This window comes from Salmonella sp. SAL00670, from assembly GCF_046552235.1.
Taxonomy (GTDB): domain Bacteria; phylum Pseudomonadota; class Gammaproteobacteria; order Enterobacterales; family Enterobacteriaceae; genus Salmonella; species Salmonella enterica.
In genome coordinates this window covers 256,444-273,193 of record NZ_JBGDUO010000001.1, presented here as the reverse complement: position 1 = coordinate 273,193, position 16,750 = coordinate 256,444, and the positions used below count along the sequence as shown (strand labels likewise).

Annotated in this window: 11 protein-coding genes and 2 pseudogenes; 3 read left to right on the top strand and 10 right to left on the bottom strand. The window is 49.9% G+C overall.

Annotated features, from left to right (window positions below; all coding sequences use genetic code 11):
• Window position 1 precedes the first annotated feature (1 nt).
• Both pyrD and pepN read right to left on the bottom strand, forming a co-directional pair.
• On the bottom strand, window positions 2–1,012 hold the full coding sequence (gene pyrD / locus ACLJRS_RS01305; RefSeq protein WP_076935082.1) for a quinone-dependent dihydroorotate dehydrogenase: 1,011 nt from the start codon (window positions 1,010–1,012) through the stop codon (window positions 2–4).
• Between the two features lie 207 nt (window positions 1,013–1,219).
• Window positions 1,220–3,832, bottom strand: a complete 2,613-nt coding sequence (pepN, locus tag ACLJRS_RS01300; protein WP_000193788.1) for an aminopeptidase N — start codon at window positions 3,830–3,832, stop codon at window positions 1,220–1,222.
• A gap of 426 nt (window positions 3,833–4,258) precedes the next feature.
• Between pepN and ACLJRS_RS01295 the strand changes: the two genes are divergently transcribed.
• Window positions 4,259–4,465, top strand: coding sequence for a DinI-like family protein (locus ACLJRS_RS01295; RefSeq protein WP_000497440.1), 207 nt, complete (start codon window positions 4,259–4,261; stop codon window positions 4,463–4,465).
• Between the two features lie 475 nt (window positions 4,466–4,940).
• A complete protein-coding gene (locus ACLJRS_RS01290) occupies window positions 4,941–5,741 on the top strand; it encodes a hypothetical protein (protein WP_001536069.1) in 801 nt (266 codons plus the stop codon).
• A gap of 28 nt (window positions 5,742–5,769) precedes the next feature.
• Here the strand turns inward: ACLJRS_RS01290 and ACLJRS_RS01285 are convergent.
• Window positions 5,770–5,913: pseudogene (locus tag ACLJRS_RS01285) on the bottom strand (helix-turn-helix domain-containing protein); the annotation flags it as partial.
• 395 nt (window positions 5,914–6,308) lie between these two features.
• On the opposite strand from ACLJRS_RS01285, the gene gogB reads away from it, so the two are divergent.
• Window positions 6,309–7,799 carry a type III secretion effector GogB gene (gene gogB / locus ACLJRS_RS01280; RefSeq protein WP_010835411.1) on the top strand — a complete coding sequence of 497 codons (1,491 nt, stop codon included), beginning with the start codon at window positions 6,309–6,311 and terminating at the stop codon, window positions 7,797–7,799.
• Between the two features lie 270 nt (window positions 7,800–8,069).
• On the opposite strand, the pseudogene ACLJRS_RS01275 reads toward gogB, so the two are convergent.
• From ACLJRS_RS01275 to ACLJRS_RS01245, 7 genes and pseudogenes are all read right to left on the bottom strand, one after another.
• Window positions 8,070–8,228: pseudogene (locus ACLJRS_RS01275) on the bottom strand (hypothetical protein); the annotation flags it as partial.
• Between the two features lie 400 nt (window positions 8,229–8,628).
• The gene (locus tag ACLJRS_RS01270) at window positions 8,629–9,210 is read right to left on the bottom strand and encodes a tail fiber assembly protein (protein ID WP_000143168.1); all 582 of its coding nucleotides are present in this window, start codon (window positions 9,208–9,210) and stop codon (window positions 8,629–8,631) included.
• The gene (locus ACLJRS_RS01265) at window positions 9,210–11,705 is read right to left on the bottom strand and encodes a phage tail protein (protein ID WP_023193196.1); all 2,496 of its coding nucleotides are present in this window, start codon (window positions 11,703–11,705) and stop codon (window positions 9,210–9,212) included. The genes ACLJRS_RS01270 and ACLJRS_RS01265 overlap by 1 nt, the downstream gene beginning before the upstream one ends.
• Window positions 11,706–11,758: 53 nt before the next feature.
• Complete coding sequence (locus ACLJRS_RS01260) at window positions 11,759–12,001, bottom strand: hypothetical protein (protein WP_000178849.1); 243 nt, start codon at window positions 11,999–12,001, stop codon at window positions 11,759–11,761.
• Window positions 12,002–12,039: 38 nt separating this feature from the next.
• Window positions 12,040–15,402 (bottom strand): host specificity protein J, encoded by a 3,363-nt coding sequence (locus ACLJRS_RS01255; protein ID WP_000514902.1) that lies wholly within the window; start codon window positions 15,400–15,402, stop codon window positions 12,040–12,042.
• A gap of 61 nt (window positions 15,403–15,463) precedes the next feature.
• Entirely contained in the window at window positions 15,464–16,111 is a 648-nt protein-coding gene (locus ACLJRS_RS01250; RefSeq protein WP_001750110.1) for a tail assembly protein, read from the bottom strand.
• Window positions 16,009–16,746, bottom strand: a complete 738-nt coding sequence (locus tag ACLJRS_RS01245) for a C40 family peptidase (protein WP_000662738.1) — start codon at window positions 16,744–16,746, stop codon at window positions 16,009–16,011. The genes ACLJRS_RS01250 and ACLJRS_RS01245 overlap by 103 nt, the downstream gene beginning before the upstream one ends.
• Window positions 16,747–16,750: the final 4 nt, after the last annotated feature.

Genomic DNA, 16,750 nt, shown 5'->3' with positions numbered 1-16,750 from the left:
TTTAGATGTGCGTTACGATTTCTTTAATCAATGGCGGACCTTTAAAAATAAAGCCGGAATAAATTTGTACCAGCGTAGCTCCTGCCTCTATCTTCTCGCGCGCGGCGATAACTGAGTCAATGCCGCCGACGCCGATAATAGGCAATTGTCCTTTTAACTCCTGGGATAAACGGCGAATAATTTCTGTGCTTTTTAATTGTAATGGCCGGCCACTTAATCCCCCCGTTTGCTGGCAATTTTTCATTCCTTGTACCAGAGAACGATCGAGGGTGGTATTTGTCGCAATCACCCCATCAATATTATGACGAAGCAGGCTATCGGCAACCTGGATCAATTCCTCTTCACAAAGATCCGGCGCGATCTTTACTGCCACCGGCACATATTTATGGTGGATCGCCTGAAGATCGTTTTGCTTATTTTTAATGGCAGTTAACAGATCGTCCAGCGCATCGCCATACTGGAGCGTACGTAGCCCTGGCGTATTCGGCGAAGAAATATTAATGGCGATATAACCCGCATAAGCATAGACTTTTTCCATACAAATCAGGTAGTCATCTTTGCCATTTTCGACAGGCGTATCTTTATTTTTACCGATGTTAATTCCCAGAATACCATCAAAATGGGCTTTTTTAACATTCTCGACCAGGTTATCGACGCCCAGATTATTAAAGCCCATCCGATTGATCAGACCTTCAGCATCCACCAGACGAAAAAGACGCGGCTTATCGTTACCCGGCTGTGGGCGCGGCGTCACGGTGCCGATTTCCAGGGAGCCAAACCCCATCGCGCCTAACGCGTCGATGCACTCCCCGTCTTTATCCAGACCGGCAGCCAGCCCCAGTGGATTTTTAAAGGTAAGTCCCATGCAGGTAACCGGCTTTGTCGGTACTTTCTGGCGCACCAGCGCTTCCAGCGGCGTACCTGTAATGCGGCGTAATTGTTGAAATGTAAATTCATGAGCGCGCTCTGGATCGAGCTGGAAAAGGGCTTTACGAACGAAGGGATAGTACATGAACTCTCCTGGATTCCCGGTGTGCAAACCGGGGGCGTATTATGGGCGATAACAAAGCAAAAGGGAATTGACCTACGGCAATAAATAGCAATCGTTTTCCTTCATTCTCACTTCACGTTTCGCCAGCGAGCGTCATCGTCCGGCAAAAAAATGCCCGGCAGCGCTAACGCTTACCGGGCATGTCTTACCTCTTTATAACGGATACTGTCAGGCTAACGCTTTAGTTATCTTCTCGTACAGATCGCCGGAAAGATTCTCCAGCCCTTTTAACTGCTCCAGCGCCGCGCGCATTTTCTCCTGACGCTTATCATCATAACGTTTCAGACGAATCAGCGGTTCAATGAGGCGAGATGCTACCTGCGGGTTACGGCTATTCAGATCGGTCAGCATTTCGACCAGGAACTGGTATCCGCTACCGTCTTGCGCATGGAACGCCGCCGGGTTGCTGCCAGCAAACGCGCCAATTAATGAACGGATGCGGTTCGGGTTGCTCATACTGAAAGAACGGTGTTTGAGCAGGCCGCGTACGGTTTCCAGTACATTTTCCGCCGGGCTTGTGGATTGCAGGATAAACCATTTATCCATCACCAGGCCGTCCTGATGCCACTTATCGTCATACTCCTGCATCAGCGTATCGCGGCACGGCAACTGCGCCGCCACCGCAGCAGACAGGGCCGCCAGCGCATCGGTCATATTATTGGCGTCGCGATACTGTTTGCTGACCAGCGTATTAGCCAGCTCCGTCTCGCCGAACGCCAGGAAGCGCAGGCAAGCATTGCGCAGCGTGCGCTTACCGATATCGCCGTGATCAACACGATACTCATCCAGATGATTGGCGTTATAGATAGCTAAGAACTCATCCGCCAGTTCTGCCGCCAGCGTACGCGTTAGCGCTTCACGAACTTGCGCAATGGCGATCGGGTCAATGACCTCAAACAGCTCCGCAATTTCATTGGCCGAAGGCAGCGTTAAAATTTCTGCGGCCAACGCCGGATCGATTTTCTCATCCAACAGTACTGCGCGGAACGCATCAGCGACATGCACCGGAAGCGATAGCGGTTGCCCCTGCTGATGACGCGCCACATTCAGTTTAATGTATGTGGCCAGCAGACTTTGCGCCGCATCCCAACGGGAGAAATCATTGCGCGCATGGCGCATCAGGAACGTCAACTGCTGATCGCTCCATTTATATTCCAGTTTCACCGGCGCTGAAAACTCGCACAGCAAGGCCGGAACAGGCTGGAAGTAAACATTATCGAAGGTAAATGTCTGCTCCGCCTGCGTGACGTTCAGCACGGCGTTGACCGGGTGACCGCCTTTTTGCAACGGAATGACGTTGCCTTCGTTATCGTACAGTTCGATGGCGAATGGAATATGCAGCGGCTGCTTCTCCGCCTGATCCGCCGTCGCCGGAGTGCGCTGGCTGATGGTCAACGTGTACTGCTCGGTTTCCGGATTATAATCATCTTTTACCGTTACAATCGGCGTGCCGGACTGACTGTACCAGCGGCGGAAATGGGACAAATCGACATTAGAAGCATCTTCCATCGCCTGTACGAAGTCATCACACGTCGCGGCGCTGCCGTCATGGCGCTCAAAATAAAGCTGCATCCCCTTCTGGAAATTTTCCTCACCCAGCAACGTGTGGATCATGCGAATGACTTCCGCACCCTTTTCATAAACGGTGAGGGTGTAGAAGTTATTCATTTCGATTACTTTATCCGGGCGGATAGGATGCGCCATCGGGCTGGCGTCTTCCGCGAATTGTAAACCGCGCATGGTACGCACGTTACTGATGCGGTTCACCGCGCGTGACCCCAAATCAGAGCTAAACTCCTGATCGCGGAACACGGTTAGCCCCTCTTTCAGGCTCAACTGGAACCAGTCGCGGCAGGTGACGCGGTTGCCGGTCCAGTTGTGGAAATACTCATGACCTATCACGCGCTCAATATCGAGATAATCTTTATCCGTCGCGGTATCGGTTCGCGCCAGCACGTATTTGGAGTTAAAGATATTGAGACCTTTATTCTCCATCGCGCCCATATTAAAGAAATCCACCGCGACAATCATATAGATGTCGAGGTCATATTCGAGCCCAAAACGCGTTTCATCCCATTTCATGGAATTTTTCAGCGAAGTCATTGCCCACGGCGCGCGATCCAGATTGCCACGGTCAACGTACAGTTCTAATGCGACTTCACGCCCGGAGCGGGTGGTAAAGGTATCGCGCAGCACGTCAAAATCACCGGCCACCAGCGCAAACAGATAACACGGTTTCGGGAACGGATCTTGCCACTGAACCCAGTGACGGCCATTCTCCAGTTCACCCTGCGCAACACGGTTGCCATTGGAAAGCAGGAACGGATATTTGCTTTTATCCGCAATAATTTTGGTGGTAAATCGCGCCAGTACGTCCGGGCGGTCAAGATACCAGGTAATATGGCGGAAGCCCTCCGCTTCACACTGGGTACAGAGCGCATCGCCGGACTGGTACAATCCTTCCAGCGCCGTATTCGCCGCCGGACTTATCTCGTTGACAATGCGTAACGTAAAACGCTCTGGCAGGTCGCTGATGATAAGCGCGCCCTCTTCTTCCTTATATGCTGTCCACTGCGCATCGTTGACGTGGATAGATACCAGCGTTAAATCTTCCCCATCAAGGCGAAGAGGCGCATCAGGCGCGCCATGACGAACAGCCTGGCTTATTGCGGTGACCACGGTTTTTTCGGCATCGAGGTCAAAGGTCAAGTCAATATCAGTAATCTGGTAATCCGGCGCGCGATAGTCATGGCGGTATTTGGCTTGTGGCTGTTGTGTCATAAAAAACCTTTCGCATCTTTGTGTAGAGTGTCGACTCCAGTCTATTCCTGTTGCGCAAATCGCGCTACGCAGAATGTTCATCTTTTCAGGCACAAACGGCCTATTTGCTACATTTTTATAATATGTACTCATAGTTTTTAAAATCGATAAAGATCGTCCAGGAGCGCTTTAAACAAGGGATGAGCGAGATCGAGATGAAGCTTGATTAACGAACTTTAACGAACTTCACAGACCACTTTTGCCCCATCCATGCCCCACACATAATTTTAGTCAACGCCAGACCCCATCAGCCCTGCAGGGAAAATCGATAACAAACACGCCCGCAGTATGTTCCCCAAAATTTAAAAACAAGTGGTTCATGCCTTGACAGACAAAACCGCCAAAGCAAAAATACTGTATATACAAACAGTTATTAGCGAAACACGTATGTTCGTAGAACTGGTTTATGACAAGCGTAATGTTGAAGGACTCGAAGGGGCCAGCGAGATCATTCTGGCCGAACTGACGAAGCAGGTGCACCAGATTTTCCCTGATGCCGAAGTGAGGGTGAAGCCGATGCAGGCAAACTGCTTGAATAGTGATGCCAACAAAAGCGATCACGAAAAGTTGAACAGATGCCTGGTTTCAGATTAAACACATTGATTAGCCATTCTTAACCAGTAGAATCCGCCGCGACTGGCAACCATTCAATATTCGCACTATCGAACGATCGCCAGTTTGCCGCAGGCCGTTCCTGCATACGACGTGGCTGCGGCACCGATCATACCGGGCAGTCGTCAAACCTCCAGGATCGCGCATCGTCAACGATGCAGGTGATCGTGAACAAGATATAGTTTTCCACAGTTCGTACAGGATAGGCCTCCTTATTGCTGCCTTCGCAGTGACAGTAACTGTCCCTGTGTTTTCACATCCTAACCTACCATGTTCCCGATAAGTTAAGTATATGAGCGTAGAGGAGCTTTTCGACCATGGGCACAACCTCTAAATCTGAAGGGAGTTCATCAATAGATACAATAATGAACGTTTCTTTAAAGATCTTTGTAGTCAGTCCCTGTTAGGTTGTCGTGACATAAGAATATCGCTTAATTTTGAATACAGGGAAATGTAATTGATTATAAATGTTGGACATGTAGCTACAGAAAAATTCGACACAACTGGAGTGAGCGCCTGTAACAACCAACAGAGTACTTCAGTTGATTTATCCTCCTGTATTATTAATGCTGCTTCAGAATGTACCGTTTTTGTCAGAACAATAATAAAGAAATCGGACAGTTATGATGCTATGCAAATTGACAGGCTTAAAATTGATACGCAGGAAAAATACGACGCTCTTAATTTACAAAGAGAACATCACAAGAAATTTCTGCAAACTATAAAAGCAAACTCTTTTGACAGAGCTATGGCTGAAAGACCAGAAAACCCAATATCTCTGAGTCTAATATATTCTTCCATTGATTCAATAAAATATAACACAGGGAACTGTGCTGATATGTCGCTAATTTTAGGTGCGATTATTGCAAAATATATACCACAAAGACTAACCGGAATAGGATTTTCGAAAAATAATGTATTTGATGCCAGAATAAGCACATCCCTTATGTATAATAGCGCGTCAGGAGGGAATCATGTGGTCGTTTTTTTGACTTTTACTGATTCAAAAGGAATATCGGAATATATACTTGACCCTTGGCTGGATGCGCGCATTTTCAAAAAGGAAGAGTCATATGAAATTTATAAAAACAATAGCAGTGAATATATCAATGAAAATCATTGCTTCGAAGCATACGATAAATACACTGCTATAATGAATAGCGCAGAATATATAGACGCCATAACAAAGACAATAAATCTTTTATATAGAGTTAATCTTGATGAAATTCAATTAACAAATCCATTTAAGTTTATATAATTAACTCTTATGGCTGATTAAAGGAGTGTTATTTTCCCATGAATGGCATCAAAGGCATGTTACTCGCCGGAAATTTTCTGTACAACGTCGAAACGCCAACATCATAAATAATCGCTACCTGCTGTCGCGGTACTCCCGCCCCAATCAGGCGCCCGGCCTGCGCCCATTGTTCCTGTGATTATTATTTAATAACGATTACGAAAACAAAAACTCAACTAACTGAATTAAATAGAATTAAAAAAAGTGACATATAAAAATGTACTTAATTATGTACTTCTGAAATCGTCAGCATACGATCTGCTGATCAACATACGACGTTACATCACAATAGAGGTCTATACGATCTATAAACCTATAAACACGGTTACAGTCAGTCCTGACTAAACAGCAGCCGGCCTACCGCAGTCACGTTCTTGCAGACAACGTGACTGCGGTAATCCATCCCACCGGATTGTCTTCAAATTCTCCATGTTGCTGAATCGGCTAACAGCTTCTTAAACGATCGGTATTAGGCTAGGTTCTAAATCTTGCCTGAATGAAAATAAATGTAATAATGATAGCTTGGTATTGACATATAGATTGAAAAAGCGCATGAAAATAGGATTCCAACCAGCCATATTGCAATATGCATATACAAGTAACGAGGCGACATCAAACCTTGAGTTATTAAATAAATGGAGAATAGAATCCCCAGATATTGAGAAGGAGGAGCGTAATAGTATTTACGACAAAATAATAGAAGCAAATCATACCGGGAGCTTATCAATTACTGCTCATCATGTTACCTCTATTCCGGTATTTCCTGATAATTTATCCGAGTTGAATTTATCTTCATGCTATACACTGGAGTCTATTCCAAATCTTCCTGATGGGTTAAAAAGTTTAACTATATCTGGAAATCAGACCATTAAAATTTCATATTTCCCAGATAGCTTAGAGTCACTATCTATAGATATGCAGGCATATGAAGAAAATTATACTTTCCCCGCATTACCTTATGGATTAAAGAGTTTTACTGCGTGCTATGGTAAATTTTTGCCTCCCCTTCCTCCGCATCTATCTTCTTTGTCATTGCAAAATTTCCCTGAAATATTATGTGCTGAGTTACCATATAAATTAGATAAATTAGACTTACAAAATTGCCCTTTCTTGCCATTAATGAAAATGTTACCTGAGGGGTTAAAAGAACTAAGTATTGAACTTATACAAACAGTTCCCGGTACTGTTATAGATGATATTTTGCCTGATAAGCTAAAAAAATTAAGTATCAACTTTTGTGATAATATTAAACTTCCAGTTAAGCTTCCTGTTAATTTAAAGTCTATCAATTTATCCTCAAGGACCCCTATTGTATGGGAAATACCAACCTGCAATCTGCCTGCACATATAGATATTAGTACCGATGGTTATGTTAAGCTTAATCCTGAATTTCTTACCAGGAGTGATATTACCTTTAGTAACAAACCTGCAGGAGATGCGTTAAGTTTTCAGCCTGGAGATGTGGTTTATGGTTTATGTAAGGCAAGAGATCGAGTAAATACTTTAGTTAATTCGTTATATTATTTTTCAAAAAAAGATATTATTATTCAAAATACATTAACAGATGCGGTCTGGGACAGGAAGAATAGAGCCGTGTTTAATAAAGATGAGAAGATAGCAGAAAGATTGAATGATGTTCAGAGAGGGACTTTTTTTAGAGAATTTTTATCTCAACATAAAAAATACAATATTACCGAAGATAAATATTCAGACTTATCCAATGAGGAGTGCTGGATAAAAACAAGTAAAGCCGGTCTTGAATTCCAAACACGATTAAGGGAACGGTCAGTTATTTTTGTCATTGACAATTTAGTTGATGCTATAAGTGATATCGCAAATAAAACAGGAAAGCATGGTAATTCTATTACAGCACATGAGCTAAGATGGGTATATCGGAATCGACATGATGATCTGGTAAAACAAAATGTTAAATTTTTTCTTAATGGTGAGGCTATTTCACACGAAGATGTTTTTTCATTAGTTGGTTGGGATAAATATAAGCCTAAAAATGGAGTGTGATATTTAACGTGTGATTCATAGAAATCGTTGACTTTAAAAATAAAATATGCAATTAATATATTTATATATAGAGCAGTCCTATTGGAGTTAAGAATATATACTACCCCTAACTCTAGACTACATGCCAACTTTACTTAGTATCATATTTTCTTGCTACATATCTGTTTGGCAAGGGTATGAATAAAAAAACAAGATTAATTTAATTGATATCGCAACAGATAAGCACTTGCATTTATCTTTAAACCTTTTTATGGCCAACCAGATTTTTCACCATCTGCGCACGTTTATTCGGGCATGCGTTGAAAACCTGCAAAAAAGAAAAATATCGATGCTTATTATTTTTTCTTTAAGTAAATTTTCGCTCAACAAACTTAATTGTTTATTCAATGACGATGAAGCGTGAACTATGCTGGAAATGAAGGAAGTCAACAGTAAGGATAGTCTGAATATTCACGGGTGATATTATGAGACATCGTATATTTTTCCCATTGCTTCTGGTGTTGTCGGCTACAGCCTTTTCGGCATCGGCGATGGCCGCCAGTGATACAAAACCCCCACCAGATAATACAAAATCCGCCTCCAGTGGACTGCCGCCAATACCCGCCCCATTTATTCGTCCCCCCTGGTGTGACAACTGGCCACCAGATATAGAAAAACCACCAGAGTGGTGTCAGATTTGTGGTTGTTAATTTTTTACAGAAGGCTGTAACAACCATATCAGTACTGATGGTATATCTGGTTATTATGCTTCATCAGTTCCTCCTGAACTGAATATTACTTCAGGCTGGTGTATTTTATTAATGCCAGCCTGTTTTTTCACAACGTCATATTACTGGTTTACAGGCACTTCCGGCCAGTCAGGATTTGTGGTATCCACCCGGTTAACCAGTATCCTGTATTTTTTCCATTCGTCGAGCTGCGCTTTCTCATCATCTGTTGCGATATCAAGATCAACAGCATCCTGTAACGGCGCGATTTTTTCAGATGCTATTTGCAGGAGCCTGTTTTTGGTTTCTTCCGCCTGACGAAGCTGCGCTGCTTTTTCAGCCGCTTCGTCTTTTACCCAGACCTTAGCCTTACTATCCCATTTCTGGTATTCACCACCTGGTGAAACTGATGTGACATTTTCGGGCAACGGACCAGGAGCGGAGATATAAACCTGATTGCCGGTTGTTGTGTCGTAAACCATCTCGCCGCGGTGATCCTCATGCAAACTCCATGTCTGGGTTTCAGCGTCAAATATAGCAATATGACTGGCGGGAATATCAGGAGGGGCGATATCAGTACAGTTTGCCGGTAGTCCTGTGTGCGGCGGAATATACGCATCACCTGCACCAATAAATTCGTTAGTATCTGAACGCAGATTGAAAATTTTAATTGTCTGCGCCTGTTCGCTCATTTTAAAAGTCATTATGCCAGCCTCACTATGTAGTTAAATGCAATATTTTTAACCGTGGTTTCCGCATTACCGTCTGCGTCCACAATAACGACGTGACCGTGTGGACCGATATACATGGTGTGCTCGTGTCCTCCGATATAAACTGTATGCGCATGGTCGCCAGCGGCCTGTGTCCATGCACCACCTCCAGGCTGAAATGAGGTGTGATTGGAATCTCCCCAGTATGAATTGATATAACCGCCGAACTGGTGAGTATGATTGCCCGTGGTATTGGTCGATTTCGTGCCGTAATCAAAGGATGAGGTAGATTTTGTCCCTAAGTCAGTATCCTGCGCCCGCGCGGTGTGCGAGTGCGATTTGTTGCCGTCCATTTCTTGCGACAGTACAGCACGTCCACTGATGGGCTTACCCTTTATTGTCCAGCCTCGCATGTCAGGGATAATGCCGGACGGATACGCTACAGCCAATAACGGGTAAGCAGATTTATCAAATGTTTGCCCCTGCATCAGGGCGTAACCGGCAGGGATGGTGTCAGACGGCCACGGAAGGGGAACGCCGGGCGGACACGACATCAGGGGGCGCCAGGTAAAACTGGAACCATTGGTTGCGTCATAGCGTATGCCAGTCCAGGTATTACCGGCTGAGTCTGTTATCTGAACGACACAACCGTTTGCACAATCGCGCTTGGCAATCACTTCCAGGAAAACATAATCGTTTACCGGCAATATTGTTGCCGGAGCTTTATTGCTGGCAAACCGGCGTGCGCCAGATGGCAGGTTACTCAAATCATCGGCGGAGCTTATCCACATAACAGGCTGTTCAGCAAGACCGGTCTGGGTGTCGTCTATAGCTCTTTTGGCGGAGGAAATACGGATGTCGTCACCAGCGGCTACAGTGCCTAGCGTAGTGCCGACGTTGAGTGTAGCGCTGTTGCCAAGTTGGAGGGACTGACGGGCCAGCGCTTTATCTGGCACATCATTCAAGTTCTGGTCTTTTTGCATGGCGCCAGTGGCACGACTTATGGTTTCTCTTAAACCAACGTATTCGATAAGACCGTCAACGCTTTTTCCTGACAACGCCGTCAGGGTTTCGTCCAGCGGCTGCTTGCCCGCCAGTTTATTCAGTACTGTGGTGGCAAAGTTCGGATCGTTTCCCAACGCGTCAGCCAGTTCCTGCAGGGTGTCCAGCGCTTCCGGCGCAGAACCAACCAACTGTGCCACTTTCGCCGCAACAAACGCTGCTGTGGCAATTTCAATACCTGCAGCTGTGGTTTCCGGCGTTGGTGCCGTTGGCGTACCGGTCAGTGCCGGACTGTCCAGCGGCGCTTTGGTCTGTGCCTCAATCATGACAGCTTTGACCGCCTTTGGCGTGGCTGCCAGCGCTTCGCTGTCACTGTCCGTGGCGCTGCTTAACTTAACGATACCTTTTTTCGTCAGGCTGGCATCTTCCAGGGAAATCACGTCCGCAATGTCTTCTGCCCGTTTTGCGGCATCTTCTGCTCTGGTGGCTGCTGCTCCGGCAGCAGTACTGCTTTGCGCCGCCAGTGATGCGCTGGTATCAGATGCGGCGGCGTGGGTGGATGCCTCCGATGCTGATGACGAGGCGGCTGTTGCGCTGGCCGCTGCTGTACTTGCTGACGTTGCTGCGTTTGTCTCAGATGTTTTCGCTGCGGCTGCCGATGCGGCTGCCGCCTTTTCCGACGCTGCCGCCGCAGTGACTGACGCACCTGCATCACCGGCACTGGAAGCCGCCTGCGTTTCTGACGTCTTCGCGGCGGTTTCGGATGCTCCGGCGCGCGCTGCTGATGTCTGCGCCGCCGTCGCGCTGGCGGCTGCGGCAGCAGCTGAATCGCCGGCGGCAGTACGGGAGACATCTGCATTCGCTTCAGATGTTTTCGCTGCGGCTGCCGATGCGGCTGCCGCCGTTCTGGCTGTGTCAGCCGACGCCGCGCTAGCTGATGCCTCCCCAGCTTTTGTGGTCGCCGTACCTGCGCTGCTCTCCGCAGACGCTGCGGATGAGGCTGCCTGTGTGGCTGATGCTTCTGCCGCTCCGGCTGCATTCACTGCTGCCGTGGCGCTTTCCGCCGCCTGACCTGCTGATGTCTGCGCCTGTTCAGATGCCTGCCCTGCGACAGTGGCATTCCGCGATGCCTCCGATGCCTGGCGGGCAACTTCTTCCACCATCGCCTCAAAACGCCGCAGCGCCTCCGGGCGGACGTCGTCTTCCGTCATGGCCCCCAGAAAATCATTCAGGGTGCCCGGCTTTGAATCATCGTAGACCGTAATAACTCCGGCATGTGACGGGGGATATCCTTCCACCAGGAGCGTGACAGTGTACTGCCCCTGCTCCACATCCATGCTGTAGCGCCCGGCGTCATCCGGATTTTCCGATGCCACCGTATTCACGACCACCGTCGTACTGGTCCGGCTGGCTTTCAGCTGAATGGTGCAGTTCTGTATCGGCGTTCCCGTACCATCTTTCAGTACGCCGGAAATAAGTACTGGCATATTACCTCCATAAAAAAACCCGCCCGCAGGCAGGCTTCAGATTTATTCACATCTCAGCACTGATTATCCGGGTCACGTAAATATGCCGGCAGAGAACACTGGACGCTCCGCGTGATTGTTTTTCCCTTTGCCTCACGGTGCTGTTTCTGCCCACGGTCGGTGCCGGTATAAATCCGGGTCTGGTTTTCAATATTGCTGTTGCCGCTTCCTCTTCCGTTATCGGCAACGGCAGCAGTGGAAAATAAAACGGACAGGGAAAGCCCTGCCGCCAGAGAAATTACGCGCGACATAGTCATATCTGTTCCTTGTTAAACGAAAGGGACCGGAAATCCGGTCAGTTTGTGAAGTTGCTCCCAGAACGGGAAACCATCACCAGCGGCCAGACAGAAGCTTCAGTGGTGTACTGCCCACGGACCCTCAGAGAGACGCTGATATCCACGACAGGTGAAGTGGTGTAGACCGAAAAGACAACGGTCTGATACATGGCCGGAATCCCTGCGGTATACGGCATAACCTCCGCCGTTTTCACCTGTCCGTTAATATTTATCGTGACGGTGATGGCACCGGAGCCACCGTTACGCTCACAGTTAGCCATCACCGTGATGGTTTTCCCTATCTGATAGGTGGCGCTGTCGGTATACCGTGTTGAGGTGCTGCGTTCGTCGTTCGTCGCCCTGATGCTCACGCCCTGCATGACTTTTGAGCCGCAGATATCACCGACAAACTCTCTCGCTTCTATCACGCCAGAAAACTTACCGGAGGTGGCATTGATTTCTCCCGTAAACGAGCCAGATACAGCGTTGATATGCCCGCTGATATCCGCATTTTTCGCAGTCAGCTTTCCATCCGGCGTCAGGGAAAATGCCGGAGGATTCCCGCCACTGGTAATGGTCGGCGCGCTCAGATATTTCAGGAACGCCTCATTCATGATTATCTGGTCGCCCTGCATGACGAATCCGGGCGTCTCGTTTCCGTTTGCCGGGTTAATATAAGCAATGCGATCCGCCGCCACCAGGAACTGGCTTATCTTCCCGTCAGGCATGTCTTCCATGCTCAGTCCAAGTCCGGCCACATAATATTTGCCGTCTTTGGTCTGCTCTATTTTGATGCCCCACATGGCGTTCCATTTATCGTTAGCATCCTGCCACTCCTTCGAAAACTGCTGCAGTTTGCTGGCGTTATCCTCCGTCAGTTCCACCTTCTCCAGCAGTTCCTTACCCAGGTGACTTTCAGTTATCTGCCCTTTGAAAAAATCCAGATAGCCTGCGGCATCGTTGCTGGCCTGCCCGGTCGCCTCCACGAATGCGGATTTACCGACCTGATTTACCGCCCGGATATAAAAATAGTAATCCCTGCCGGGCCTGATATTCACACTGGCCGCTATCCAGTACAGCGCCTTTCCCAGATATCGTGCGGCGTTTTCCACCTGATGGATATCCGTAATCTGCGCGTCTGAAAACCAGAACTCATACTGCACCGTCGGGTCGTATACCGCCTGACGCGGTGTGGCTGTAATCTGGAAATAGCCAGGGGTGAGTTCGATAAATGATGGTGCCGCCGGCGCGGAGATGCTGAACTGTGTGCTGGCCGGGTCTCCCTGTTGTCCCTGGCTGTTCACCGCCCTGACGGACAGGGTGTAGCGCCCCGGCGTCAGCCCCCGGAACCGGTACTGCGTATCCGGCGTTCCTGCGCTGCTTACCAGCCGGTCACTGCCATCTTCCGCCGCCACGTTCAGGCGCAAAGAAAACGAGGCGCCCTTAACGACTCGCGGTGTGTCCCAGCGCGCCAGTACCTGATACTGTCCCTCCTCCGCCAGAATTTCTGTGGTCAGATGCTGTATCGCCGGGGGAACGGTGCCGTGAATCGTTCCGGGTTGCGGATCGAATGATGCCCCGTTGTCCACGATGGACTCTTTTTCCGGCACATGCTGTACGGCGGTGATGGCATACGTTCCGTCGTCGTTTTCCCGGACAGCCACACACCGGAAGAGACGCTGGCGCAGCGACGGCAGTTTCAGCCCCCAGACGCTGTATTCCGCCACGCCGTCCGGTATCCGGCTGACCTGAACCTGCACACCGTCGGTAACAGACTGCACGTCCACGCTGACCGGCAAGCCTTCGCCATCCATCAGGCTTATCAGCGTGGTGCCGGACGACGGCAGGGTAATCTCCCTGTCAAGGGTCAGAATGCGGCGGGCGCGGTCAACGGACAGAATCCGCCCGCCCAGGCTGATGCCGGCATAATCCTCGTCGCAAACCTCAATCACATCACCGGGAACGTGGCGCAGCCCCTCCGCACCCACACTAAAATCAACCGTCTGGGTTTCCAGCAGCTCCGTTTTTATCAGCCACAGCCCGGCGCGGTGCGCCTGCCCGCGACTGGTACAGCCAAACGCATCCATTTTTACCAGATTGCGTCCGTAGTGACTGATGGCGACCGTGTCTTCCACCAGTTCCGTGGATGTCTGCCAGCCATTATCAGGGTCGATCCAGTTCACCTCTACCGCATTATGGCGGTCCTTCCGCGCACTGAAGCTGTAACGGAACGGTGTGCCCTCATCCGGCATTACCACATTGCTGCGGGTATAGGTCCAGACTGTATCCGAGGGCCTGTCCTGCACGAAGGTCATCATCTGCCCGTTCCACACCGGCATACAACGCATGGCGGAGCAGAAGTCGGTCAGCACATCCCACGCCTTACGCTGCTGTGCCAGATACGCATTAAAGGTCATACGCGGCTCTGTCCCGCCGAATCCGTCAGGGACCATCTGGTCGCAGTACTGGCCTATTGCATACAGCGCCCACCTGTCCACGTCCGCCGCGCCGATTCGCTGTCCCATGCCATAACGGGGATGTGTCAGCACATCCCAGAGACACCACGCCGGATTATTGCTGTATGCAGGCTTGAACGTGCCGTCCCAGATGCCGCTGTAGGTTCGCGCTACCGGATCGTAATTCGACGGCACATGAATAATCCGCCCGAAAAAATGGTAATTTCGCGTCACCTGCTGGCTGCCGAACTGCTCAGACTCCACCTGCAGGCCAATTACGGCGGTGTTGGGATAGCGCTGCCGGACATCAATAATCTCGGTATACGACGACCAGACCGTGTTGTTCTGTAACTGGTCAGTGGTACTGTCTGCCGTCACTCGTACCATCCGGATACCAAATGGCCGGGGAGGGAGATTATCCACTATCACCGAGGCCAGATACTGTGTGGTTGTTTTCCCGGTAATCGTAATCTCTTTTTCCACCACCCACTGACCATAGCGCTCAAGATGGATTTGCAGCCTGACCGATGTCGGATTGCGGTCGCCCTTGCTGTTGGCCTCCACCAGTGACTGCACGCCGAACGTAAAACGCAGGCGGTCAATATTTGCAGCCGTGATGGTTCTGGTCACCGGATTGTCGTATTTGACCTGTACACCAAGCACCGTCTCGGCGCCGGACGATTCAAATCCCTCCAGCGGGGTCTGTTCCTGCTCACCGACGCGGTATACCACCTTCACGCCGTGGATATTCGTGTTACCGTCGCGGTCCACCACCGGCGTCTGGTTTACCAGAACACTGTGCAGACCGTTCACCGGGCCTTCTATCGGTCCCTCGCTGATGGCATCGATGACGCTCAGCAGCTGCGTGGATTTAAGGTTATCCGGTGCCTCGCGGGGCGTATGCCCTTTTCCGCCGCCCTTTCCCATTTATTACCCCGTAAAACGACAAAACCGCCCGGAGGCGGTTCTGTCTGAATCTGTTCTGTTGTCAGCGGCCAATCACCACAACCTGACCACCATCTCCTTCATCAGCGGTACTGACTTCCTGGGAAATCACGCGTGACCCCACCTGCATCTCGCCGTACAGCACCGGCAACATGTTACCGTTGGCAACCATATTATCCAGCGACGAGAAATACGTGTTCTGCCTGCCGTTATCGGTCTGCCTCATTTCGGACATTTTGGGTTTTGGTGCCAGCATCTGCGCCATACCGCCCAGAATCATCGACGCCCCGGTCATATACATGCCGGATACCGCCGCCGCTCCCAGCCAGCCTGCCGGGTTCCACCAGGCAACGGCAATCAGCGCCGCACCAAGCACCGCCTGAAACACCCCGCCAGATTTGGCCCCGGCCAGACGCGGCACAATATGAATCACCGCGCCAGGCGGCAGCGGGTCATGCAGGCTGGTTGTCAGGGTATCAGCCGTAACATCGTCTCCGGCTATGCGTACCTGATACCAGCCGTCGTTCAGTTTCTGCCGGAGACCGGGCAACTGTACCGCCAGTGCCCGGACAGCTTCAGCACCACTGGCTACCTGCAGGCTGACGCGGCGGCAAAATCGTTGCAGATCCCCGTAAAGGCAAATTCGCGCCATGCCCGGTGTCGCCAGATGGAGTGCGTGCGTCGTTGCCATTTGTCGGTATACCTCTCACGTTTACTCAGTTGTTCAGGAATATGGTGCAGCAGCTCTCCGTCGCCGCAGTAAATCGCTGCGTGGTTCGGAACGGAGGAGCCAAAGCAGCAAATCAGCACGTCGCCGGGCTGCGCACTGGCTGCGCTGACACGGTAAAATCCCGTCGTCTCCAGATTATCCAGATAGAGATTGTCACCATGCCGCCACCAGTCGTCGTCCCGGTGAAAATCCGGCATATCAATCCCCGCCAGATGATAGGCATCACGGAACAGCGTGTAACAGTCAAAAACCCCATGTTTAAACTGTCGTCCGGTCAGGTGTGGCACACAGCGGAATTTATGTACCTGGTCGGCGCATACCAGCCACCACGGCAGGTCGCTTTGAACCTGCAGCCTGCGGTCCACATCGCTCAGATACGGCTGGCCGCCAGGATGGCTGTGAACCAGCGCCACAATATCCCCCTGCGTTTCAGCCCTCAGCCAGTCCTCCGGCGCCATACGGAAATAATCCTCCGGCGCGGCAGAAATATTCACACAGGGGAGATACCGTTCTCCCGCCTGTGTTCTCACCACGAAGCCACACGACTCCGCAGGCGCACACCGTCGGGCGTGCGCCAGAATATCCTGTTCTTTCATGAAG

Bases quoted from the DNA above. Each gene is read 5' to 3' on its own strand.
- pepN (WP_000193788.1), bottom strand. From the start codon at position 3,832: ATGACACAACAGCCACAAGCCAAATACCGCCATGACTATCGCGCGCCG.
- ACLJRS_RS01255 (WP_000514902.1), bottom strand. From the start codon at position 15,402: ATGGGAAAGGGCGGCGGAAAAGGGCATACGCCCCGCGAGGCACCGGAT.
- ACLJRS_RS01270 (WP_000143168.1), bottom strand. From the start codon at position 9,210: ATGACTTTTAAAATGAGCGAACAGGCGCAGACAATTAAAATTTTCAAT.
- ACLJRS_RS01295 (WP_000497440.1), top strand. From the start codon at position 4,259: ATGTTCGTAGAACTGGTTTATGACAAGCGTAATGTTGAAGGACTCGAA.
- pyrD (WP_076935082.1), bottom strand. From the start codon at position 1,012: ATGTACTATCCCTTCGTTCGTAAAGCCCTTTTCCAGCTCGATCCAGAG.
- ACLJRS_RS01245 (WP_000662738.1), bottom strand. From the start codon at position 16,746: ATGAAAGAACAGGATATTCTGGCGCACGCCCGACGGTGTGCGCCTGCG.
- ACLJRS_RS01260 (WP_000178849.1), bottom strand. From the start codon at position 12,001: ATGACTATGTCGCGCGTAATTTCTCTGGCGGCAGGGCTTTCCCTGTCC.
- ACLJRS_RS01250 (WP_001750110.1), bottom strand. From the start codon at position 16,111: ATGGCAACGACGCACGCACTCCATCTGGCGACACCGGGCATGGCGCGA.
- ACLJRS_RS01265 (WP_023193196.1), bottom strand. From the start codon at position 11,705: ATGCCAGTACTTATTTCCGGCGTACTGAAAGATGGTACGGGAACGCCG.